The sequence below is a fragment of the Aminobacter carboxidus genome, assembly GCF_014863355.1.
GTDB lineage: Bacteria > Pseudomonadota > Alphaproteobacteria > Rhizobiales > Rhizobiaceae > Aminobacter > Aminobacter carboxidus.
Map to the genome: position 1 here is coordinate 121,059 of NZ_JACZEP010000007.1, position 22,086 is coordinate 143,144.

At 64.4% G+C, this 22,086-nt stretch carries 19 protein-coding genes; 13 read left to right on the forward strand and 6 right to left on the reverse strand.

The features are described from left to right. Window positions 1-19 precede the first annotated feature (19 nt). Complete coding sequence (locus IHE39_RS20970) at window positions 20-2,503, reverse strand: mechanosensitive ion channel domain-containing protein (protein ID WP_192567844.1); 2,484 nt, start codon at window positions 2,501-2,503, stop codon at window positions 20-22. Window positions 2,504-2,699: 196 nt separating this feature from the next. Between IHE39_RS20970 and IHE39_RS20975 the strand changes: the two genes are divergently transcribed. Genes IHE39_RS20975 through soxG form a run of 4 tightly spaced genes read left to right on the forward strand, consistent with a single transcriptional unit; the run spans window position 2,700 to window position 7,844 of the window. Continuing rightward, a complete protein-coding gene (locus IHE39_RS20975) occupies window positions 2,700-3,959 on the forward strand; it encodes a sarcosine oxidase subunit beta family protein (RefSeq protein WP_192567845.1) in 1,260 nt (419 codons plus the stop codon). 12 nt (window positions 3,960-3,971) lie between these two features. After that, a complete protein-coding gene (locus IHE39_RS20980) occupies window positions 3,972-4,271 on the forward strand; it encodes a sarcosine oxidase subunit delta (RefSeq protein ID WP_192567846.1) in 300 nt (99 codons plus the stop codon). Further along, window positions 4,268-7,264, forward strand: coding sequence for a sarcosine oxidase subunit alpha (locus IHE39_RS20985; RefSeq protein WP_192567847.1), 2,997 nt, complete (start codon window positions 4,268-4,270; stop codon window positions 7,262-7,264). The genes IHE39_RS20980 and IHE39_RS20985 overlap by 4 nt, the downstream gene beginning before the upstream one ends. After that, window positions 7,257-7,844, forward strand: coding sequence for a sarcosine oxidase subunit gamma family protein (soxG, locus tag IHE39_RS20990; RefSeq protein ID WP_192567848.1), 588 nt, complete (start codon window positions 7,257-7,259; stop codon window positions 7,842-7,844). The genes IHE39_RS20985 and soxG overlap by 8 nt, the downstream gene beginning before the upstream one ends. On the opposite strand, the gene IHE39_RS20995 is transcribed toward soxG, so the two are convergent. Together IHE39_RS20995 and IHE39_RS21000 are read right to left on the reverse strand one after the other, a co-directional pair. Next, window positions 7,837-8,250: a VOC family protein gene (locus tag IHE39_RS20995; protein WP_184767290.1), complete on the reverse strand. Its 414-nt coding sequence runs from the start codon at window positions 8,248-8,250 to the stop codon at window positions 7,837-7,839. The genes soxG and IHE39_RS20995 overlap by 8 nt on opposite strands. 22 nt (window positions 8,251-8,272) lie before the next feature. Next, window positions 8,273-8,746, reverse strand: coding sequence for a DMT family transporter (locus tag IHE39_RS21000; RefSeq protein WP_184767289.1), 474 nt, complete (start codon window positions 8,744-8,746; stop codon window positions 8,273-8,275). Window positions 8,747-8,829: 83 nt separating this feature from the next. On the opposite strand from IHE39_RS21000, the gene IHE39_RS21005 reads away from it, so the two are divergent. Together IHE39_RS21005 and IHE39_RS21010 are read left to right on the forward strand one after the other, a co-directional pair. After that, window positions 8,830-9,732 carry a LysR substrate-binding domain-containing protein gene (locus tag IHE39_RS21005; protein ID WP_192567849.1) on the forward strand — a complete coding sequence of 301 codons (903 nt, stop codon included), beginning with the start codon at window positions 8,830-8,832 and terminating at the stop codon, window positions 9,730-9,732. Between the two features lie 75 nt (window positions 9,733-9,807). Then, a complete protein-coding gene (locus tag IHE39_RS21010; protein WP_184767287.1) occupies window positions 9,808-10,194 on the forward strand; it encodes a hypothetical protein in 387 nt (128 codons plus the stop codon). Window positions 10,195-10,237: 43 nt separating this feature from the next. Here IHE39_RS21010 and IHE39_RS21015 read toward each other — a convergent pair whose 3' ends face one another. Beyond that, the gene (locus IHE39_RS21015) at window positions 10,238-10,948 is read right to left on the reverse strand and encodes a nitroreductase (RefSeq protein ID WP_184767286.1); all 711 of its coding nucleotides are present in this window, start codon (window positions 10,946-10,948) and stop codon (window positions 10,238-10,240) included. A gap of 234 nt (window positions 10,949-11,182) precedes the next feature. Between IHE39_RS21015 and IHE39_RS21020 the strand changes: the two genes are divergently transcribed. The 6 genes from IHE39_RS21020 to IHE39_RS21045 all read left to right on the forward strand — a co-directional run bounded on the left by IHE39_RS21020 (window position 11,183) and on the right by IHE39_RS21045 (window position 19,384). After that, window positions 11,183-11,725 carry a cupin domain-containing protein gene (locus IHE39_RS21020; RefSeq protein ID WP_192567974.1) on the forward strand — a complete coding sequence of 181 codons (543 nt, stop codon included), beginning with the start codon at window positions 11,183-11,185 and terminating at the stop codon, window positions 11,723-11,725. Between the two features lie 21 nt (window positions 11,726-11,746). Then, a complete protein-coding gene (locus tag IHE39_RS21025) occupies window positions 11,747-14,200 on the forward strand; it encodes a GcvT family protein (RefSeq protein ID WP_192567850.1) in 2,454 nt (817 codons plus the stop codon). Then, window positions 14,200-14,886, forward strand: a complete 687-nt coding sequence (locus tag IHE39_RS21030) for an HAD-IA family hydrolase (protein ID WP_192567851.1) — start codon at window positions 14,200-14,202, stop codon at window positions 14,884-14,886. The genes IHE39_RS21025 and IHE39_RS21030 overlap by 1 nt, the downstream gene beginning before the upstream one ends. Before the next feature lies 1 nt (window position 14,887). Next, window positions 14,888-16,069 carry a pyridoxal phosphate-dependent aminotransferase gene (locus IHE39_RS21035; protein ID WP_184767283.1) on the forward strand — a complete coding sequence of 394 codons (1,182 nt, stop codon included), beginning with the start codon at window positions 14,888-14,890 and terminating at the stop codon, window positions 16,067-16,069. Then, a complete protein-coding gene (locus IHE39_RS21040; protein WP_192567852.1) occupies window positions 16,066-18,510 on the forward strand; it encodes a GcvT family protein in 2,445 nt (814 codons plus the stop codon). The genes IHE39_RS21035 and IHE39_RS21040 overlap by 4 nt, the downstream gene beginning before the upstream one ends. A gap of 70 nt (window positions 18,511-18,580) precedes the next feature. Further along, window positions 18,581-19,384, forward strand: coding sequence for a creatininase family protein (locus IHE39_RS21045; protein WP_192567853.1), 804 nt, complete (start codon window positions 18,581-18,583; stop codon window positions 19,382-19,384). Between the two features lie 175 nt (window positions 19,385-19,559). On the opposite strand, the gene IHE39_RS21050 is transcribed toward IHE39_RS21045, so the two are convergent. Together IHE39_RS21050 and cobD are read right to left on the reverse strand one after the other, a co-directional pair. Continuing rightward, entirely contained in the window at window positions 19,560-20,063 is a 504-nt protein-coding gene (locus IHE39_RS21050; RefSeq protein WP_192567854.1) for a tyrosine phosphatase family protein, read from the reverse strand. Continuing rightward, entirely contained in the window at window positions 20,060-21,118 is a 1,059-nt protein-coding gene (cobD, locus tag IHE39_RS21055; protein WP_192567855.1) for a threonine-phosphate decarboxylase CobD, read from the reverse strand. Before cobD ends, IHE39_RS21050 begins: the two co-directional genes overlap by 4 nt. Here cobD and cbiB point away from each other — a divergent pair. Then, entirely contained in the window at window positions 21,117-22,082 is a 966-nt protein-coding gene (cbiB, locus tag IHE39_RS21060) for an adenosylcobinamide-phosphate synthase CbiB (protein ID WP_192567856.1), read from the forward strand. The genes cobD and cbiB overlap by 2 nt on opposite strands. Window positions 22,083-22,086 lie beyond the last annotated feature (4 nt).

The following is a 22,086-nucleotide window of genomic DNA, read 5'->3' on the forward strand; positions in this document are numbered from 1 at the left end:
TGGCCAATGGGCCTTGCCGTCATTCCGGATCGGGCTTTTTGGACCTTCCAGGCTTGCGGCCGGCCGCGGCTTGAGCCGCGCGCTTGCTGCGCGCTTCCTCGAGTTCAGCCACCTGAGCCTCGACCTGTTCGTCGTCGGCAGGCCATTTTTCGGCCGGCTTGACGTCATGCGCACGGGCCGTCGAAGGGATGGCGATGTTCTCGCGTTCGAACGCTTCAAGCACGGCGAAGCGGACATCGTTCTGGACGGTGTTGCTGCCGAGGAGGTCGGCCAGGAAGAACCGCATCTCGAACTCCAGTGCCGCCGGGCCGAAATTGGCGAAGAGCACGAAAGGCTCCGGGTTCTTCAGCACCATCGGATGCGATCGCACGATGTCGAGCATGATCTCGTGGGCCCGCTTGGCGTCTGAATCGTAGGCAACGCCGATCTTTATGTCGACGCGTCCGAGCTTATTGCGGTGGGTCCAGTTGCCGACCGCGCTGTTGATCAGGTCCGAATTGGGCAGGATCACCGACTGGCGCTGGAAGGTTTCGATCTCGGTGGCGCGCACGCTGATCTTCTTGACCGTGCCCGACACGGCACCCGCGACGATCCAGTCGCCGACCTTGAACGGCCGCTCGGCAAGAAGGATCAGGCCCGAAACAAAGTTCGACACCACATTCTGCAAGCCGAAACCGATACCGAGGGAAAGCGCACCGGCAACGAGCGCGAGGTTGGAAAGGTCGATGCCGGCAGCCGAAACCGCGATCAGTCCGGCGATCGCCACGCCGGCATAGCCGACGGCGAGACGGATCGAATTGCGCACGCCGGCGTCGACCTTGCCGCGCGCCATGACCGAGCCGTCGAGCCAGCCCTGGAACCAGCGCGTCACGAAATAACCGACGGCAAACACCATGACGCCCGACAAAAGGCCGGCGGGCGAGAAGGTGAGGCTGCCGATCTGGAAGCCTGAGCCGATACGGTAGAGCCAGGTGATCATGTCGCCGGGCTGGAATCCCCAGGTAAACAGGATCAGCGGCACGCCGACGATCAAAACGATCAGGTTGATGACCATGCTGGCGACGAGGCCAAGCTGGTCGAGCGTCGCATCGTCGAGAGTGAACATCCGCTTGATGCGCCGGCCAACCGTCGTCTTGATGAATGCATCTTCCTCGTTGATCGCCTGTGACGACAGGAAGCCGATATACATGGTCGCCAGGATCGTGCCGGTAATGACGATCTGCTGCGACACGAAACGCGCAAGCCCGATGTAGCCCAGCAGCGCCGCAGCGATCGTGACGCCGCCAAGGGTAAGCACGATGTAGCGGAAGAGGCGCGGCCACGGCTTCGGATGGCCTTCTTCGTCAACGAACGGCTTGACCAAGCCGATCAGGATCACCAGCACGCCGATCACCACCGTCGAAGTCAGCGCCTCGCCGACGGTCAACGCCAGCGGCGATCCCATCACCCGGTAGACCGAGCTCAGGAAATAATCGAGGCCGGTGAAGAAGGCGGTCGCCGTGATCAGCAGCATCAGCCAGCGCGCCGCGCCGCTTTCGACCGGGATCAGCCGCCATTTGGGTAGCCTGGGCGACAGCACGGCCATGCCAAGGCGCGACACGAAAAAGACGATGGCAATGACGTAGAACAGCGACCACAGCATCGCGCCGATGTCGCCGCGCAGCACCTCGAAATAGTCGAACAGGTAGTAGGTGACGCCAAGGAACACGACCAGCGCCGTCGACTGCATGAAGGTCGACCAGAAGGCGACCGAAAGCCTGCTGAGGTAGGACGGCTCCTCTACCCTGCCGTCGGGCTCGAACATCCGCCCGAACATGCGCCGGCCGCCGATGATGATGACCGCTGCCGCGCCTAGTGCGAAGAACGTGGCCGCGAGCATCGACTGGAGCTTGAAGCTGGAAACGAAACGAACCCACGATGCGACTGTGCGATAAAGGTCATTCATCTCCGTCTTGAAGGCGTCGACGACCTCCGATCCCAGAGCGAAATTGATCTGGTAGCGCTTGGTCAGCAGATTCTGGAACAGGTCACGGCGTATCTCGGTAATCTGGCTGATCAGCTTGTCGATGCGGATCGACAGGTTCTCGGCAACGCCGAGCACGGCATTGATTTCGGTTTTCTCCGCGTTCAGCTTCTCGCGCTCGCTGGTCACGACAGCGGGCTCGGCCGGCTGGCCCTCGGGCGGCGGCTTGCCAAGCTGCTCCAGCCGGGTGTTGATCTCCGTCAGTCGTGGACGGAAAGCGACGCCGCTTTGCAGCAGTTCACGCGACAGTTGCTCGAGCTGCAGGCGGATTTCGACGAGACCGGCATCGTCTTCGGCACTCAGCTCCATTTTCTTCTGCAGCGCGTCGGTCTTGGCGGCAAGGCTGGAGATGACCTCCTGCTGGTCTGAGACGACACCTGCCGGCGCTTTGCCGACATCCTGCGCTGCGGCCTGCGCCACAAGCACGGCCATGAAGATGAACAGGGTGGCAGCAATGCGCCGGGCTGTAGAAAAAAGCATGATTTGTCAGCGACTCACGGCCTGATTGCCGAATGAAAAGGCAAGCTATTGATAAAGACGCGCATCCTGCCGGGCAAGCCGATGCGCACTGGCCCATGGGAAAGTCGGCCTGACGAAAAACAATGGCGGAATATTGGCTTGATCGAAGCGAAGCTGCCTGTAGTGTCCCCGCGCAGCCTGAAGGATGACATGAAGTATGGCGGAATATTCGGCCTTTTCGCTTCTCAAGAACGCGCTCAGCGGCAACCGTGACTGGAAGCCGGCATGGCGCAAGCCGAGCCCCAAGGCCTCTTATGATGTCATCATCATCGGCGGTGGCGGCCACGGACTGTCGACGGCCTATTACCTCGCCAAGGAGTTCGGCATCACAAATGTTGCCGTGCTGGAAAAGGGCTATCTCGGCTCCGGCAATGTCGGCCGCAACACCACCGCCGTCCGCTCCAACTACCTGTTGCCGCAGAACACGCGCTTCTACGAACACTCGATGAAGATGTGGGAGAACCTCTCCCATGACCTCAACTACAACGTCATGTTCTCGCAGCGCGGCGTGCTGAACCTCGCCCACACGCCCGGCCAGCTCGACGATCTCGCCCGCAAGGGCAATGCCATGCGCCACCTTGGCGTCGATGCCGAACTGATGACACCAGTCGAGATCGGCCGCCGTGTTCCCGGGCTCGATATGTCGCAACAGGCGCGATTCCCGATCTATGGCGGGCTGATGCAGGAACGCGCCGGCACCGCCCGCCACGACGCGGTCGCCTGGGGCTATGCCCGTGGTGCTGACCGCCGCGGTGTCGACATCATCGAAAATTGCGAAGTCACCGGTTTCCTGCGCGACGGCGACCGGGTCACCGGCGTCTCGACCAGTCGCGGCGATATCCGCGCCAAGAAGGTTGCCGTCGCCGTCGCCGGCAGCACCGGGCGGGTGATGCAGCTTGCCGGCATCGACCGCATGCCGATCGAGAGCCATGTCCTGCAGGCTTTCGTGTCGGAATCGCTGAAGCCGTTCCTCGACACCGTGCTGACCTTCGGCATGGGCCACTTCTATGTCGGCCAGTCCGACAAGGGCGGTCTCGTCTATGGCGGCGACCTCGACGGCTACAATTCCTACGCCCAACGCGGCAGCCTGCCCATCGTCGAGGAAGTGATGAGCGAGATGCTGGCGCTGTTCCCTTCGCTGGCACCCGTGCGCGTGCTGCGCTCATGGGGCGGGGTCTGCGACATGTCGATGGATGGCTCGCCGATTATCACCACCGGCCCCTTGCCCGGCATGTATCTCAATTGCGGCTGGTGCTACGGCGGCTTCAAGGCAACGCCTGCCTCCGGCTTCTGCTTTGCCCACACCATCGCCAAGGACGCACCGCATGAGTTCAACGCGCCCTTCACGCTCGACCGTTTCAGCCGTGGCACCGTCATCGACGACAAGGGCCAGGGTCCGACGCCACGGATGCATTAGGGGCCTGATGTCATGTTGATCACCTGCCCCTATTGCGGCCCGCGCGACGTCTCCGAATTCGCCTACCAGGGCGACGGCAACCGCACCCGCCCCGATCCGGCTTCGACCGATTCCGAGGCGTGGAACGCCTATGTCTATGATCGGCTGAACCCGGCTGGCATTCACAACGAGATCTGGCAGCACGCCGGCGGCTGCCGCGTCCATCTCGCTGTCGTCCGCGACACGCTCACCCATGAAATCTCAAGCGTGCGCTTTGCACGCGAACATGGGACACCGACGCACAGCCGACGCAACCATGGAGCCAAGGCATGAGCCCGCGCCGCACACCATCGGGCGGCCGCGTCAACAGGCTGCGCACCATCCGCTTCACCTTCGACGGCACGGCCTATACCGGCCACCAGGGCGACACGCTGGCTTCGGCGCTGCTTGCCAACGGGGTTTCGTTGTTCGGCCGCTCGTTCAAGTACCACCGTCCGCGCGGGGTGCTGACATCAGGCGTCGATGAGCCAAACGCCCTGGTGACGGTTTTGCGTGGCGAGGTGCGCGAGCCGAACATTCCCGCCACGATGGTCGAGATCCATGACGGCCTCACCGCCGTCAGCCAGAACCGCTTTCCCTCGCTCGCCTACGACGTCAGCGCCGTCAACCAGCTCGGCGGCAAGTTCATCTCCGCCGGCTTCTACTACAAGACCTTCATGGGTCCGGTGATCGGCCCGCTCAAGGGCACCCGCTTCTGGATGCTCTGCGAAAAGATCATCCGCCGCGCCGCCGGCCTCGGCCGCGCCGGCCACGCGCCCGATCCGTCGCGTTATGAGCGCATGAACGCCTTCTGCGACGTGCTTGTCGTCGGCTCCGGGCCCGCCGGCCTTGCCGCCGCCCACGAGGCTGCCCAATCGGGCGCTCAGGTCATCCTGGCCGAGCTCGATCCATGCTTCGGCGGCTCGGCCAACTGGTCGGGCGAGACGATCGACGGCGAGCCCGCCGCAACCTGGGCATCCGACGTCGTCGGCGAACTCAAGACCCATGACAATGTCCGCCTGCTCAAGCGCACCACCGTCTGGGGCTATTATGACGGCAACACGCTGGCCGCCGTCGAACGTGTCAGCGACCACAAGGACACGCCCGCCAAGGGTGCGCCGCGCCACCGCCACTGGACCATCCGGGCAAGGAAGGTCGTGCTCGCCACCGGTGCCTTCGAACGGCCGCTGGTTTTCCCCGGCAACGACCGACCGGGCGTGATGATGGCCAGTGCCGCGATGCGCTATGCCAACCAGTATGGCGTGCTGCCGGGCGAAAAGATCGCCGTTTTGGCCAACAATGACAGCGCCTATCGCGCCATGGCGGCTTTGGCCAAGGCCGGTGCGAGGATCATCGCCATCGCCGACCTGCGCCAGGATGTTTCCGCTGCCTGCCGCAAGCTTGCCAATGATGCCGGCGCGGAACTTTTGACCGGCCATGCGGTGATCAGCACCGAAGGCGGCAAGAAGCTGTCCGGCGTCAAGCTGGCCCCGTTCTCCGCCACGTCAGGTGTGTCGACGGGCAACGCCCGCGATATCGGCGCAGACTGCCTGATCGTTTCGGGCGGCTGGTCACCGACAATCCACCTCGCCAGCCAGGCGGGCGCGCGGCCGGTCTGGAGCGACGACCTGCAGGCCTTCCTGCCGCCCGAGACCGGCAAGGGCTGGATCGGCGCCGGCGCCTTCAACGGCAACTTCTCGACGGCCGAAGCAATCTCCGAGGGTTTCGCCGCCGGGCGCAACGCCGCAGGCCAGCCGGCGCTCGAAACCACCGCCTTGCCCGACATCGAGCCCGCGCCGCTTGATCCCAATCCCGCGCCGGTCTTCGAGATCAAGGCCAAGGGCAAGGCCTTTGTCGACTTCCAGCATGACGTGACAGCGGACGATGTCCGCCTCGCTCACCTCGAAGGCTTCGTCTCGGTCGAGCACCTCAAGCGCTACACCACACTCGGCATGGCTACCGACCAGGGCAAGGGCTCCAACGTACCCGGCCTCGCCATCATGGCAGAGGCCCTGGGCAAGCCGATCCCCGAGGTCGGCACGACACGCTTCCGCCCACCCTACGCACCTGTCTCCGTCGGTGCGCTGGCCGCCGAACGTTTCGGCGACCTCAAGCCGGAGCGTCTCACGCCGATGCACGACTGGCACCTGGAAAACGGCGCGACGATGTATTCGGCCGGCCTGTGGTTCCGCCCAATGATCTATGGCGGCCCGGGCGAGACGATCGAGCAGGCCTATGTCAGGGAAGCGCAGGCAACCCGCGAGACCGCCGGCATTGTCGACGTCTCGACGCTCGGCAAGATCGCCGTCCAGGGGCCGGACGCCGCCGAGTTCCTCGACCGCGTCTATTCCAACGTCTTTTCGACCTTGCCGGTCGGCAAGGCGCGCTACGGCCTGATGCTGCGCGAGGATGGCCTGGTGTTCGACGACGGCACCACCTGGCGGCTCGGCGAACACGATTTCCTGATGACCACGACCACGGCTAATGCCGGCAAGGTCATGCAACATCTCGAATATTTCCTCGATGTCGTCTGGCCGGACCTCAAGGTGCACCTGACCTCGGTCACCGACCAGTGGGCGGGCGCTGCGATCGGCGGTCCCAAGGCGCGGGAAATCCTGGCGTCATGTGTCACCGGCACCAAGGTCGACAACGAGGCGCTGCCTTTCATGGGCATTGTCCATGGCGAGATTTCGGGTGCGCCCGTCATGATCTGCCGCCTGTCCTTCTCCGGCGAGATGGCCTTCGAGGTCTATTCCGGCGCCGGCCACGGCACCCATGTCTGGGAAGCGCTGATCGAGGCCGGCAGGCCTTTCGACATGGTGTCCTACGGGCTCGAGGCGCTCGGCACGATGCGCATCGAGAAGGGCCACGTCACCGGCGCCGAGATCGACGGCCGCACCTCGGCGCGCGACCTGCATCTCGGCTGGATGCTGTCGAAGAAAAAGCCTTTCATCGGCTCGGCCATGATGGACCGCGAAGGACTTTCCGCCTCGGGCAGGCTCGAACTCGTCGGCCTGATCTCACTCGACAACCGACCGCTCAGCGGTGGCGCTCACATCGTCGAGGAGGTTGACGCCGCCAATCCGCACGGATCGCTCGGCCACATCACCGCCGCCTGCTTCTCGCCGGCGCTCGGCAAGTACATAGCACTGGCGTTGGTATCAGGCGGCAAGGCGCGCTATGGCAAGCGCGCCCACATCTCCGACCCGTTGCGCAACCGCTTCGGCCCGGTCGAGATCGTCAGCCACCACTTCTTCGATCCCGAAGGGAAACGCATGCATGGGTGAGCAGCTTTCACCGCTCGAACCGATCTTCCGGCCCGGCTCGCACGGCAATTTCGTCGACGGCGTCGGTGTGACTCTGTCCGAGATCGCACCCGGCTCGATCGTCCAGTTGGCCGCCTGGCCGGGCGAGGAAAAGAAGCTGATGGCTGCCATCGGCTCCGTCACCGGCCTCAAGCTGGCCGATGGCGCAGGCGCCGGCGCCTCGTCCGACCGCTACGCCGCCTTCGGCTTCGCTCCCGGAAAATTCCTGGTATCAGACGCTTCAGAGGGTCTTGCCACAACCTTTGCCGGCAAGGTCGCCGCGGCAACCGGCACGGTCACTGACCTGTCGCATGGACGCACGGCGATCCGAATTGCCGGTCCAAGGTCCGAATGGGTCCTGGCAAAGCTTTTTGCCGTCGACTTCTCGTTGCCTGCCTTTTCAGTCGGCTCCGGCATTTCGACCACACATCACGACGTCTTCACCCAGATCCAGCGCAGCGGCCCCGACAGCTTCGACCTCTACGTCTTCCGCTCCTTCGCCCGTTCGTTCTGGAAGATGCTGTGCCATGCTTCAGACGAAGTCGGCTACGAGGTCAGGTAACCTCGGCAGACTGCACGCCCCAGGCGGCATTCTGCAGCACGATGCGATAGCCGTCCTCATCCTCAAAGGTCACGCCCCGCCTGTCCCAGTAGGGATTGAAGGACAGCACTGGCTGATAGCCATGTGCCTTCATGCGCGCGATCGCAGCCTGCCAGTCGTCGGTGTCGGGCAAGTAGAACACGACGAGATTGTCTTGCGTCGGCGCCCTGCCAGCATCGTGGCCATCGGCGCGGGTGAACTCGAAATGGTGCGCCTCATCAGGCTTGCCGAGCATCACGCCATCGAAACCGTCATGGTTCTCGAAGCGGGCGAGTTCGTCGAGCCCGAGCCCGTCGCGGTAGAAGCGAAGGATTGCCTCGAGGTCGTTGGTGGGCCGCGCCACGCGCAGGACGACGTTCTGTTTCATGGTCTCTCTCCCTGGGTCGAGCCTAGCCTGCCTTCGCAGCACTTGCCCACTGGGTGACGACGAGCCCGGCGACGATCAGCACGAGACCGGCAACCCTGGCCATGCTGGCCGGGCGCTGGACAAAGCCCATCAGCCCGAAATGGTCGATGACGAGCGAGGCCATCATCTGCCCGCCTATGACGGCGACTATGAAGCTCGCTGCCCCCATCTTCGGCGCCAGCAACAGCGCCGCCGTGACATAGACCACGCCCGCGGCGCCGCCGATCCAGACCCACCAGGGACCTGTCGCGGCTGCGGCCGCGAAGGCAGGCATGGGCACCTTGAACGCCAGCATGACAGGAACTGCCAAGGCAACGCTGACGGCCAGCGAGACCATCGTGGCCCAGAGCGGATGGCCGAGCAGCCGCCCGAGCATGGCATTCGCGCCGGCCTGAAACGGGATGGCCGCACCTGCAACCAGTGCCGCGGCGAGCAGGGATGAACCGAAATTCGGCATGGAGTGTCTCCTTGTTTGCCGAGGCAGTAGGGTATCCAAAACTCATATGGAAATTCACAATTCACACCTGCACTATGCACCACATGAATAAACTAGCTGGCATCGACCTCAACCTGCTCGTCGTGCTCGACGCGCTTCTGGCGGAACGCCATGTCTCGCGCGCTGCCGTCCGGCTGAACAAGAGCCAGCCGGCGGTCAGCCATGCGCTTGGCCGTCTCCGCCAACTTCTGGACGATCCGCTGCTGGTCCGGCACGGTGGCGCGCTACAGCCGACCGTACGCGCGCTGGAGATTGCGCCGCAGCTCGCCGAGGCGCTGGAACGCATGCACGATCTGCTCGCCCCGAGCGGCTTCGATCCGGCTACGGCACGCCGCAGCTTCCGCCTCGCAATGTCCGACTATGGCGCCACCGTCGTTTTGCCGCGCCTGCTGCCGCTTTTGCGCCAGCGCGCGCCAGGCGTCGATCTCCAGGTCAGCCAGGCCGGCCGCGAAGCCATGGCGGCACAGGTCATGGACGGCGAGGTCGACATAGCGATCGGCGTTTTCCATGCGCTCGACAAAGCCGTCCGGCGGCAGCGGCTGTTCGAGGAGGACTATGCCTGCCTGGCCGACGCCACTTTGCTGGGCAAAGCGGCTGGAATGGACATTGCCGCCTATCTCCAACGGCCCCATGCGCTCGTTGCGCTGCGCGCCGACCTCGAAAGCGAGATCGACGTGGCATTGGCCGCCGCCGGGCACAAACGGCGCATCGCACTGGTGCTGCCGCATTGGGGCGTCGCCCCCGGGCTGATCGCCGGAACCGATCTGGTGCTCACCATCGCGCGCCGCCTGCACCCGGCAGTGCCAGCAGCAAGCGGCCTCGCCGCCTTCGATCCGCCCTTCGCAATCCCGTCCTTCGCGTTCGAGCAGATCTGGCATAATCGGCGCGACGGCGACGCGGCGCATCAATGGCTGCGCGAGACGATTTCAGGCCTGTTCGAAAGCTGACCGTGCTTGCCGTAACCGAAGATGAGCCGATGAATTAAAGTCATTGCTGCCTGAATGGCAGGCGCATATCGGCATGTGAAGCTACCGCGTCATGGCAACTATCGTGGCCGCATCAGGCTTTCGGCAACATTGAGGGCGGGGGATGCCGACGCCGGGTCGATCTGGATGCGTGTCGACAAGTCCGAAGGCGAGGTCCTGCAGTTCGACAACATGATGACGCGGGAAGAGACCGGCGCGCTCAGGGGCTCGACCGATTGGCTGGAGCGCAGCATCGTACTCGATGTGCCGGCTGAAGCCGCGAGCATCCATTATGGACTGCTCCTGCAGGGGTATGGCCGCGTCGCGGCGCGATCACTGCGCATGGAAAGCGTCGACAAGACCGTCAGACCAACCCCGCAGCGCCGAAGCCACTTGGCTCGCCCCACCAATCTCGACTTCGGGGTCAGCGGACCGACGGCCTGACCGATCCCTGCCGGCGCTGTTGGCGGCGCCGGCATTGTCGGGCCTATTTCAGGAACTGCACCCACTCGTCGAGCGGTGCGCGATCGGTGCGAAACGTGCTCTCCGGCTTCGACGTGTCTTCGTGGCCGAGCGCCATGCCGCAGACCACGACCTCTTCTTCCGGAATGCCAAGCACCGGCCTGATCTGGCGGTGGTAAGGTGCGAACGCCGCCTGCGGGCAGGTGTGCAATCCCCTTGCCCGTGCCGCGATCATGATGTTCTGCAAGAACATGCCGTAATCGATCCAGGAGCCCTGGTTGAGCCTGCGGTCGATGGTGAAGATCATGCCGACGGGTGCGTCGAAGAACACGAAGTTGCGGTCGTGCTGGGCGCGCATGCGGTCGACGTCGCGACGGCCAATGCCAAGCACGCCGTAGAGGCCGAATCCGTTGGCGCGCCGGCGTCCCAGATAGGGCTCGAAGAACTGGTCCGGGTAATATTTGTACTCGTCCCAGACCGCCTTTTCGGCGCGCACGCCGGAATTCAGGATGGCGTCGCCGATGCCGCGCAGCGTCTCGCCCGAGGTCACATAGACCTTCCATGGCTGCATGTTGGTGCCCGAAGGCGCGCGCGCGGCAACGTCGAGGATGTCGCGGATAACACTGTCCTCGACGGGCGTCGGCAAGAAAGCACGCACCGAGCGGCGCGAGATGATTGCCTCGTCAACGATATCGGTCTCATCGTAGTGCTGCGGTTTTTGGTCCGGTGCCAGCATCAGCTGTCCCTATGGCATCGCTATTATCGGATCGCCCCTCACCGCCCGTCCGAAACCGAGCCTTTGCACTCTCTCCCGGAGTCTCGCAAGAGAAACTTGCTCGACCATGAAAATGGGCTTGAATTTTTCACCGCGATACCATCTCATGAAATTCTACGGTAAAATTTCACGAGGCCACATTTGAGTCCCAATGCAACAGTCACGCTGCGCAATGAAGGCGACGTCGCCAGCGATGTGCTCGCCAATGATCTGCGCGCGCTACGCAAGTCGCGCAGGCTGACGCTGGCCGAGATCGCCCTCAAGCTTGGCCGCTCTGTCGGCTGGGTCAGCCAGGTCGAGCGCGGGCTGTCGACGCCGTCGATCGGCGACCTCAGGGCCTTTGCCGAACTGTTCGGCGTGCCGATCAGCCTGTTTTTCGCGCATGAAGCGACCAACGAGGTCGAACGCGGCGTCGTGGTCCGCTCGGGGCGCCGGCGCACGCTCGGCAGCAGCGAATCCGGCCTGGTCGAAGAGCTTTTGTCGCCCGACCTTGGCGGCAGCTTCGAGATGCTGCGCTCGATCTTCGCGCCCGGCGCCGGCATGGCCAAGCCGGTGACGCGCCCCACCGAAGAGGCCGGTTATGTCGTCTCCGGCGGCTTCGACATCGAGATCGACGGCACCTGGCACAGCCTGGGCGAAGGCGACAGTTTCCGCTTCGACCACAAGCCGTTCCGATGGCGCAACCCCGGCTCGGTGCCGGCGGTGGTCATCTGGGTCGTGGCGCCACCGGTCTACTGATCGCGTTTTTGGGAGGAAAACATGGCTGAGTTGCCGAGCACGGCGCGCGTGGTGATCATCGGCGGAGGCGCGGTCGGCGTCTCCTCGCTCTATCACCTTGCTAAAGCGGGCTGGACCGACTGCGTGCTGCTCGAAAAGAACGAGCTGACCTCCGGCTCGACCTGGCATGCAGCCGGCAACGTGCCGACTTTCTCGTCGTCATGGTCGCTGATGAACATGCAGCGCTATTCGACAGAGCTTTATCGCGGGCTGGCGGCCGAGGTCGACTACCCGATGAACTATCACGTCACCGGTTCGATCCGCCTCGCTCATACCAGCGAGCGCATGCAGGAGTTCCAGCGCGCCAAGGGCATGGGCCGCTACCAAGGCATGGACATCGACGTCATCGGCCTCGACGAGATCAAACGCCGCTATCCCTTCATCGAGACACACGACTTGAAGGGCGCGCTCTACGATCCCAGTGACGGCGACATCGACCCGGCGCAGCTGACCCAGGCGCTGGCCAAGGGCGCGCGCGACATGGGCGCGAAGATCATCCGCTTCTGCCCTGTCATTTCCGTCCGCCGCGACAAGGACGAATGGGTCGTTTCGACCGAAAAGGGCGAGATCCGCTGCGAAAAGGTGGTGAATGCGGCCGGCTATCGCGCCGCCGAAGTGGGAAAGATGTTCGGCCGCGACGTGCCGATGATGGTGATGAGCCACCAGTACATCCTGTTCGACGAAATCCCCGAACTCGCCGCATGGTCGCGGGAAGCAGGCCAAAAGCTGCCGCTGCTGCGCGACGTCGACACCTCCTACTATCTCCGCCAGGAGAAGAACGGCATGAATCTCGGCCCCTATGAGCGCAACTGCCGCGCCCATTGGGCAACGCCCGACGACCAGATGCCTGATGATTTCTCCTTCCAGCTCTACCCCGACGATCTCGAGAGGCTGGAATGGTATCTCGACGACGCCGTCCGCCGCGTGCCGATCCTCGGCACCGCCGGCCTATCCAAGGTCATCAACGGACCGATCCCCTACGCCCCCGACGGCAACCCGCTGATCGGCCCGATGCCCGGCGTGCCCAACGCCTTCGAGGCCTGCGTCTTCACCTTCGGCATCGCCCAGGCCGGCGGCGCCGGCAAGGTGCTGGCCGAATGGGTCACCCGGGGCGAGACCGAATGGGACATGTGGTCCTGCGACCCGCGCCGTTTCACGTCGTTTGCCTCAGCGGCCGACTATGCAGTCGCCAAGGGCATGGAGGTCTACGCCCATGAATACGCCATCCATTTCCCGCGCCACGCCTGGCCGGCGGCGCGTAACCGCAAGCTCTCGCCGGTCCACGACCGGATCGCCGCCCTCGGCGCGCAGTTCAACGCCTATAATGGCTGGGAGCGCGCCACCTGGTATGCAAACCCCGGCGACGACACCTCGGAAGCATCGACCCAGACCTTCGTCCGTTCCGGCCCCTGGGAGAAACGCATCCGCGAGGAATGCCTTGCCGTCCGCGATGCCGCCGGCATCCTCGACCTGCCCGGCTTCTCGCGTTTCAACCTCGACGGCCCGGGTGCCGCCGCATGGCTTGAGGCGCAGGTCACCGGCACGGTGCCCAAGGTCGGCCGCATCGGGCTGTGCTATTTCGCCGACGATCACGGCCGCATCGTCACCGAGATGTCGGTTGTCCGCCATTCCGAAGACCTGATGACGCTGATAACCGCCGCCGTCGCCCAATGGCACGACTTCGAATGGCTGAAGTCACACATGCCTGCCGACGCCACCTTCAAGCTCATCGACCGCACCGAGGAATATTCGACCCAGATCCTCGCCGGCCCCAATTCGCGAAAAATCCTGTTCGAGGTCTGCGAGGCGGACCTGTCCAAACCCTGGCTGACGCATCAGGAAACGACCATCGCCGGGCGCTGGGCCAAGCTGGTGCGCGTCTCCTTCGCCGGCGAGCTCGGCTGGGAAATCCACACCAGGGTTGCCGACACCGCCGCTGTCTTCGACGCCATCTGGGCCGCCGGCCAGAGGCACGGGCTAAAACCCTTCGGCATGTTCGCGCTCGACGCGCTACGGCTGGAAAAAGGCTACCGTGCCTGGAAGGGCGATCTGTCGACCGACTACACCATTCTTCAGGGCGGGCTCGAACGCTTCGTCAAATGGGACAAGGCCGACTTCCGCGGCAAGACGGCGCTGCTCAAAGAGAAGCAGCAGGGCACAAAGAAGCGTTTCGCCACGCTTGTCATCGACAATCCCGGCGCATGCGATGCGCCCTACATGTCGACGATCTGGCACAATGGCGCAATTGTCGGTGAGACCACGTCAGGAGGCTGGGGCCACAGGGTGGACAAATCGATCGCGCTGGGCATGCTGCGTGCCGATCTGGCCGTGCCGGGCGTCACCATCGAAGTCGAGATTTTCGGGGAGCGCTTCAGCGCCACGGTCCAGCAGGATAGACCCTTATGGGATCCCGAAAACGAAAGGCTACGCTCCTAATGACACCTCCCTTTTCCGATCGAGGCTTTGGCGCCTTCATGTTCGACATGGACGGCACCATACTGAGCTCGATCGCGTCGACCGAACGCGTCTGGACAGCCTGGGCGATCAAGCATGGCCTCGACGTGGAAACTTTCCTGCCCACCATCCATGGCGTGCGGGCGTTCGAAACCATTTCCAGACTGAACCTTCCCGGCATCGACCTGATGACCGAGATCGAGGAGCTGACCCAGGCCGAATTCGACGACATCGAGGGAATTGAACCCATCCTCGGCGCAGCACACTTCCTCAACGCCCTGCCGGTCGAACGCTGGGCGATCGTCACCTCGGCGCCGCGCCGGCTGGCGCTGCGCAGGCTCGAGGCCGCCGGCTTGCCCGTGCCACCAATCATGGTCACCGGCGAGGATGTCGCCAACGGCAAGCCTGCCCCCGACTGCTTCCTGCTCGGTGCTCAGCGGCTCGGCCACAAGGCGGAGGATTGCCTGGTGTTCGAGGATGCGCCGGCAGGCATTCGCGCGGCGGAAGCCGCTGGCGCGCAGGTGCTGGTCATCACCGCCACCCACAACCATGCCAGCAGCACCCCGCATCCTTCGGTTCCCGGCTATGGCGCGCTGACACCCCGGCTCGACGGCACGAGCAGGCTGACGCTCGCCCGTCTGGCGGCCTTGCAGGATGCAGGAGCCTGAGATGCCGAAACCATCCGCCCGCATCTCCGGCATCGTCCCATCAGGCAAGGACGGCTGGGAAGTGCATTTCGCCGCCATGACACGCAAGCAGGCCGGGGAAGACATCATCATGCTGTCGGTCGGCGACCACGATTTCGATACGCCGTCGGAGACGGTCGAGGCCTGCGTCGACGCTGTGCGCGCCGGCTACCACCACTACACGCAACTGCCCGGCCTGCCGCGCCTGCGTGCCGCCATGGCCAGGATCTCCACGCGCTGCACCGGCGTCGACACCGCACTTTCCGAAATCATCGCCACGCCGGGGGGCCAGGCGGCGCTCTACGCCGCGGTCCAGGCAACGCATGATCCGGGCGACCACGCCGTGGTCGTGGCGCCCTATTACGCCACCTACCCCGGCACCTTCCGTGCCGCCGGCGCCGGCTACACCGTCGTCGAGGCCCACGCATCGGATGGCTTCCAGCCGCGTGCCGAAGAAATCGAGAAGGCGCTGAAGCCCAACACGCGCTCGATACTCATCAACACGCCGAACAACCCGACCGGTGCCGTCTATTCCAGGAAATGCCTGGAGGGCATCGCCGAGCTTTGCATTCGTCGCGACCTCTGGCTCCTCTCCGACGAGGTCTACTGGACACTCGGCGGCGGCGAGCATGTGTCGCCGCGGGCCCTGCCCGGCATGGCCGAGCGCACCCTCATCATCAACTCGATGTCCAAGAGCCACGGCATGACCGGCTGGCGCATCGGCTGGCTCACTGCTCCCGCCGATCTCGTCTCGCTGGTCATCAATCTCAACCTCGTCACCACCTACGGCCTGACCGATTTCGTCAGCCGCGCGGCGATCGAGGCGCTGGAGAACGACTTCGGCGTCGCGCAGATCGCCGCTATCTACGCCGGCCGCCGCTCCCTGTTCGTCGATCAGATGCGCGGGCTGAACAACGTCACCGTGCGCGGCTCGGAAGGCGGCATGTATGTCATGCTCGACGTCAGCGCCATCGAGCCCGACTGCGAGAAATTCGCCTGGGACCTGCTCGAGGCGGAAAAGGTCGCCGTTATGCCGGGCAAGAGCTTCGGCGATGCCGCCACCGGTCACATCCGCATCAGCCTGTGCCAGCCCGACGACGTGCTGAGGGAGGCAGCCGGCCGCCTGAGGCGTTTCGCCAACAGCTATGAGAGGTCTGCCGCATGACCGAAATCCCCGCCCGTGCCCGCGCCGTCATCATTGGTGGCGGTGTGTCCGGCTGCTCCGTCGCCTATCACCTAGCGAAGCTCGGTTGGACCGACATCGTGCTTCTGGAGCGCAAGCAGCTCACATCAGGCACGACATGGCACGCGGCGGGGTTGATCGGGCAGTTGCGCGCCTCGCAGAACATGACCCGGCTGGCGAAATATTCGGCCGACCTCTACGTCAAGCTCGAGGAAGAGACCGGCGTCGCCACCGGCATGCGCCAGGTCGGCTCGATCACCGTCGCGCTGACCGAGGAGCGCAAGCACGAGATCTACCGCCAGGCGTCGCTCGCGCGCGCCTTCAATGTCAACGTGCGTGAGATTTCCCCTGACGAAGTCAAGCAGATGTACCCGCATCTCAATGTCGCCGACGTGGTCGGGGCCGTGCATCTGCCGCTCGACGGACAGTGCGATCCGGCCAACATCGCCATGGCGCTGGCCAAGGGCGCCAGGCAGCGCGGCGCCAGGATCGTCGAGAACGTCAAGGTGTCGAAGGTCCATACAAGGAATGGCCGCGTCTCCGGCGTGTCATGGGCACAAGGCGGCGAACAGGGAACCATCGAGACTGACATCGTCGTCAACTGCGCCGGCATGTGGGCGCGCGAGCTTGGCGCCCGGAACGGCGTCACCGTCCCACTTCACGCCTGCGAGCACTTCTACCTCGTCACCGAAGCCATCCCCGGCCTTGGCCGCCTGCCGGTGCTGCGCGTTCCCGACGAGTGCGCCTACTACAAGGAAGACGCCGGCAAGATGATGCTCGGCGCCTTTGAGCCGGTGGCCAAGCCTTGGGGCATGGACGGCATCCCGGAGGATTTCTGCTTCGACCAGTTGCCCGAGGACATGGATCATTTCGCGCCGATCCTCGAAATGGGCGTCAACCGCATGCCGATGCTGGAAACCGCCGGCATCCACACCTTCTTCAACGGCCCCGAAAGCTTCACCCCCGACGACCGCTATTATCTCGGCGAAGCGCATGAAGTCGGTGGCTACTGGGTCGCGGCCGGCTACAACTCCATCGGCATCGTTTCCTCAGGCGGTGCCGGCATGGCGCTGGCGCAATGGATCCATGATGGCGAGGCGCCGTTCGACCTCTGGGAGGTCGACATCCGCCGCGCCCAGCCATTCCAGAAGAACCGGCGCTACCTCAAGGAGCGCGTCTCCGAAACGCTCGGCCTGCTTTATGCCGACCATTTCCCCTACCGCCAGATGGCGACGTCGCGGAACATCAGGCGTTCGCCCCTGCACGAGCATCTGAAGGCGCGCGGTGCGGTCTTCGGCGAAGTTGCCGGCTGGGAGCGCGCCAACTGGTTTGCGAAAGAGGACCAGGAGCGCGAATACAAATATTCCTGGAAGCGCCAGAACTGGTTCGACAACCAGTGCGAAGAACATCTCGCCGTTCGCAACGGCGTCGGCCTGTTCGACATGACGTCGTTCGGCAAGATCCGCATCGAGGGTCGCGACGCGCTGGCCTATCTCCAACGCCTCTGCGCCAACGACATCGACGTCGAGCCTGGAAAAATCGTCTACACCCAGATGCTCAACGCGCGAGGCGGCATCGAGAGCGACCTGACGGTCACGCGCCTTTCGCCAACGGCCTTCCTCGCAGTCGTCCCCGGCGCCACGCTGCAGCGCGACCTCGCCTGGTTCCGCAAGCATCTGGCGGACGAGTTCGTCGTCATCACCGATGTGACGGCTTCCGAAAGCGTGCTCTGCCTGATGGGACCGCAGTCGCGCGAGCTGATCCAGAAGATCAGCCCCAACGATTTCTCCAATGAAAACAATCCATTCGGCAGCTGGCAGGAGATAGAGATCGGGATGGGCCTCGCCCGCGCCCATCGCGTCACCTATGTCGGCGAACTCGGCTGGGAGCTCTATGTGTCGACCGACCAGGCGGCGCATGTATTCGAGGCAATCGAAGAAGCCGGAGCCGATCTGGGCCTGAAACTCTGTGGCCTTCACACGCTCGATTCCTGCCGCATCGAAAAGGCTTTTCGGCATTTCGGCCACGACATCACCGACGAGGATCATGTGTTGGAAGCCGGGCTCGGCTTTGCGGTGAAATCAGGCAAGGGCGACTTCATCGGCCGCGACGCGGTGCTGCGCAAGCGCGAGACGGGTCTTGCCCGCCGGCTGTTCCAGTTCCAGCTGATCGATCCCGAGCCGCTGCTGTTCCACAACGAGGCCATCGTCCGTGATGGCAGGATCGTCGGCACGATCACATCGGGCAATTACGGCCACCATCTCGGTGGCGCCATCGGGCTCGGTTATGTGCCTTGCGCCAACGAGACCGAGGCAGACGTGCTCGGCTCCCGCTACGAGATCGAGATCGCCGGCGAACGATTTGCCACCGAAGCCTCGCTGAAGCCGATGTACGATCCCAAGGCCCAACGCGTGCGCATGTAGCCGCCCCTTACAAAATCGCCCGCGCTGACATATTCAGTCGGAGGCGAATTTCATGCGGCGAGGCCGGGCAGTGACGAAAAAGCAGCGACGTGTCTGGTGGGGCGACTTCAAGGCCGCCGATTTCACCGGTCTCGATCCGGAAGCGACGATTGCCGTGATCCCCGTCGCGGCCGTCGAACAGCACGGCCCGCATTTGCCTGTGTCGACAGACCTGACCATCATGGAAGGCATGCTGGCCGAGGTCTTTCCCCGCCTGCCTGCCGATCTCGACGCCCGCGTCCTGCCGATCCAGGCGGTCGGCAAGTCCGACGAGCACGTCCATGCACTCGGCACGCTCAGCCTGCCGGCCAACATGCTGATCGACGCCTGGACCGAGCTAGGCTCGTCGATTGCCCGGACCGGCATCCGCAAGTTCGTGTTCGTCACTTCGCATGGCGGCAATGAGGAGGTGATGGGCATCGTCTCGCGCGAACTGCGGGTGCGCTTCGACGCGCTGTCGGTGCGCTCGAGTTGGGGCCGCTTCGGCACGCCCGACGGCCTCTACCTTCCCCGCGAGATCCAGCTCGGCATCCATGGCGGCGATGTCGAGACCTCACTGATGCTGCATTTCCGCCCTGAACTGGTCGAGATGGCCAGGGCCCAGGACTTTGCCTCCAGCTTCGAGCGCAGCGAGGCCGAATTCGACCTGCTTCGCTCACATGGCCCACATGGCTTTTCGTGGATCGCGAGCGATCTCAACCCGCATGGCGTGGTCGGCAATGCGCTCGCCGCCACCGCCGAGAAAGGGCGACTGACGGCTACGCATCAAGCCAAGGGGTTGGTTCGCCTGCTGCAGGACATCCGCAAGGCGAAGTTGGCGGAATGGCTGGCATAGAGATGGTGCGTCCTTCGAGGCGCCCATCGAGAACAGCGGCTCAACGGGGGAGAAGGGCACCGCACGACCGGCCTCATCCTGAGATGCGAGCGCGCACAACCTGCACCGTTGCGTTCAACCACCAGCGGGCGAGCCTCGAAGGACGCATGACCGGCCAGGCTGAATCCGCGTCGATCTAAACCTCCAACCCGAACGGCACGCCCTCGAAACAGTCGGCACCGCGGCCGATGGCCGCGATCGCCGTCACCATGCGCCCGTTGCGTCCTAGAATCTGGTCTGCCACCGTAATCAGCCGTGAATTGGGCGTCGCCGTTGGTGAAAGCCTCCGCAACAGCAGGGCAAGCTCCGTCTCGTCGCGCGACGGATCGAGTGCCGCGGCGATAATGTAGGCCGTGGCAGTAGAGCGGCTGACGCCGGCCCAGCAATTGATCGCCAGCGGCCGCGACCGGTGCCAGGCACGGGCGAAATCCAGTAGTTGCCGTACATGCGCCTCGCCCGGCAACATCATGCCGTCCTGCGCGGTTGATATGTCGTGCATGTTCATCAGCAGGTGGTTTTCGGCGTGGATGGCCACGGGCCGTGTCATCTCGGTGCCAACTGACAGCAGCGAGATCAGCCGCTCGGCACCGACGCTGACAACCGTCTCTTCAATCCTGGAAAGCGGGCTGACGTAGATCAAGACACGGCTCCCTCGCCGACGGGTTGGCGTTCCTGCGCCCAGTCGCCCAGCGCCACGTCCAGACGGCGCCATTCGACCTCGTGCCCTGGCAAGCCGCAACGCAACTGCGTCGGCCGGTCGGCGAAGCTGCGTACAAGGATACCCTCACGCCCCAGCGCCTTGAACAAGCCGGCGGCATCAGGAATGTCGACATGGCGAAACAGCGACGTTCCACCGGTGACGATCACGCCGGCGCGGGCAAAGGCCTGGTCGAGACGATGGGCGGCATGCGCCAGCGTCGTTCGCATCTCACGCTGCCAGTCAGCATCCGACAGCGCCTTGATGCCATATTCGAGCGATGGCACGGCCACCGACCAGGGCCCCAGCTCCTCTTCCAGTCGACCGGCGATATCTGGGTGGGCCAGGGCGAAGCCGAGACGGATTCCGGCCAGCCCGTAGAACTTGCCGAAAGAGCGCAGCACCACAAGGCCACCCTGCTCGACGTCGCCGGCAAGGCTCTGCGCCTGCGGGCCGACATCCATGAACGCCTCGTCGACGACCAGAAGCCCGCCGCGGGCGCGCAGGCCGGCGGCCAGTTCAAGCAGGTCCTTGCGCTGCACGACACGGCCGTCAGGGTTGTTCGGATTGACCACGACGGCAAGGTCGGCGTCGAAAAGCTGCCCGAAATCGCGCGTCTCGGCCACCTGATGACCGGCGATCGCAGCGGCGCGGGCATGTTCTTGATAGGTCGGCCCGAGCACGAAGGCGTGGCCGGGCCGCACCAGCGAGGCAATACGTGGCAGCAGAATCTGCGTGCCCGGCGCCGGCACCACATGGGCGGCCGAAAGCGCGCCATAAGCAGTGGCGGCAACCGCTGCGAGGTCGCGCGCCCGGCTCGGCTCCGGCAGGCGTGACAAGGCGGTGGCAGGCAGCTCGAAAAGCGGATAGGAGTTTGGATTAATCCCGGTCGACAGGTCGACGAATGGCTCGGGCGCTCCCGGAAACAGCGCCCTCGCCCGATCCAGGCTGCCGCCGTGGTCCACGGTCCCTGTCCTCCGTCCTGCAAGAAGCGTCATGTTTTTTCCGCTCGCCTTCCTGTCGCTTCTGTTCGAACTCGGTCTCGGTTACCCGGACCGGCTGGTGCGTGCCATCGGCCACCCGGTGATCTGGATCGGCAAGCTGATATCCTTTCTCGACACCAGCCTCAACCGCGCCACCGATACCGACGCCAGGCGCCGCTTTCTGGGCGTGATCGCGCTTGCCGTCATCGTCGCCGTGCCGGCAGCGATCGCCTTTACCGTCGAGCGCCTGTTCGGGCTTGTCCCCTTCGGCATGCTTCTCACGGCAATCGCCGCTTCCAGCCTCGTCGCCCAGCGCAGCCTCGGCAGCCATGTCAAGGCGGTCGCCGATGCACTCGACAGCGGCGGCATCGTTGCCGGCCGCAAGACAGTATCCCAGATCGTCGGCCGCGACCCTGAAAGTCTCGATGAGGCAGGCGTCAGCCGCGCCGCCATCGAAAGCCTGGCCGAGAATTTCTCCGACGGCATCACTGCGCTAGCTTTCTGGCTCGCCGTCCTCGGCTTCGCCGGCGGTGCCGCCTACAAGGCCGCCAATACCGCCGATTCGATGATCGGTCACCGTACCAGGCGACATGAAGCATTCGGCTGGGCAGCCGCGCGTTTCGACGACCTGATCAACCTGCCAGCATCGCGGCTGACGGCACTCGCTATCGTGCTCGCCGCCTTCCTTGTCCCTGGTACCGATCCACAGCGCGCCTGGCAGGCAGTCTGGCGCGATGCGAAAAAACACCGATCACCCAATGCCGGCTGGCCTGAAGCAGCGATGGCCGGCGCCCTGGGCCTCGCTTTGGCCGGCCCACGCGCCTATGGCGGCGTCATGGTCGACGACGCCTTCATGGGCGATGGCGGCCGCCGTGAAGCCACTGCGGCCGACATCCGCGCAGCACTCCGACTCTACTGGACCGCCGATGCGCTGATGGTCGGCACTCTCGGGCTGATCGCTGTCGTCTGCTGGTTCTGACCGC

What these genes read in the sequence shown, in the direction of transcription:
- IHE39_RS21035 (WP_184767283.1), top strand. Translation starts at nt 14,888, where the DNA reads ATGCCGAAACCATCCGCCCGCATCTCCGGCATCGTCCCATCAGGCAAG.
- IHE39_RS20980 (WP_192567846.1), top strand. Translation starts at nt 3,972, where the DNA reads ATGTTGATCACCTGCCCCTATTGCGGCCCGCGCGACGTCTCCGAATTC.
- soxG (WP_192567848.1), top strand. Translation starts at nt 7,257, where the DNA reads ATGGGTGAGCAGCTTTCACCGCTCGAACCGATCTTCCGGCCCGGCTCG.
- IHE39_RS20985 (WP_192567847.1), top strand. Translation starts at nt 4,268, where the DNA reads ATGAGCCCGCGCCGCACACCATCGGGCGGCCGCGTCAACAGGCTGCGC.
- IHE39_RS21025 (WP_192567850.1), top strand. Translation starts at nt 11,747, where the DNA reads ATGGCTGAGTTGCCGAGCACGGCGCGCGTGGTGATCATCGGCGGAGGC.
- IHE39_RS20970 (WP_192567844.1), bottom strand. Translation starts at nt 2,503, where the DNA reads ATGCTTTTTTCTACAGCCCGGCGCATTGCTGCCACCCTGTTCATCTTC.
- IHE39_RS21015 (WP_184767286.1), bottom strand. Translation starts at nt 10,948, where the DNA reads ATGCTGGCACCGGACCAAAAACCGCAGCACTACGATGAGACCGATATC.
- IHE39_RS21030 (WP_192567851.1), top strand. Translation starts at nt 14,200, where the DNA reads ATGACACCTCCCTTTTCCGATCGAGGCTTTGGCGCCTTCATGTTCGAC.
- IHE39_RS20995 (WP_184767290.1), bottom strand. Translation starts at nt 8,250, where the DNA reads ATGAAACAGAACGTCGTCCTGCGCGTGGCGCGGCCCACCAACGACCTC.
- IHE39_RS21040 (WP_192567852.1), top strand. Translation starts at nt 16,066, where the DNA reads ATGACCGAAATCCCCGCCCGTGCCCGCGCCGTCATCATTGGTGGCGGT.
- cobD (WP_192567855.1), bottom strand. Translation starts at nt 21,118, where the DNA reads ATGACGCTTCTTGCAGGACGGAGGACAGGGACCGTGGACCACGGCGGC.
- IHE39_RS20975 (WP_192567845.1), top strand. Translation starts at nt 2,700, where the DNA reads ATGGCGGAATATTCGGCCTTTTCGCTTCTCAAGAACGCGCTCAGCGGC.
- cbiB (WP_192567856.1), top strand. Translation starts at nt 21,117, where the DNA reads ATGTTTTTTCCGCTCGCCTTCCTGTCGCTTCTGTTCGAACTCGGTCTC.
- IHE39_RS21005 (WP_192567849.1), top strand. Translation starts at nt 8,830, where the DNA reads ATGAATAAACTAGCTGGCATCGACCTCAACCTGCTCGTCGTGCTCGAC.
- IHE39_RS21000 (WP_184767289.1), bottom strand. Translation starts at nt 8,746, where the DNA reads ATGCCGAATTTCGGTTCATCCCTGCTCGCCGCGGCACTGGTTGCAGGT.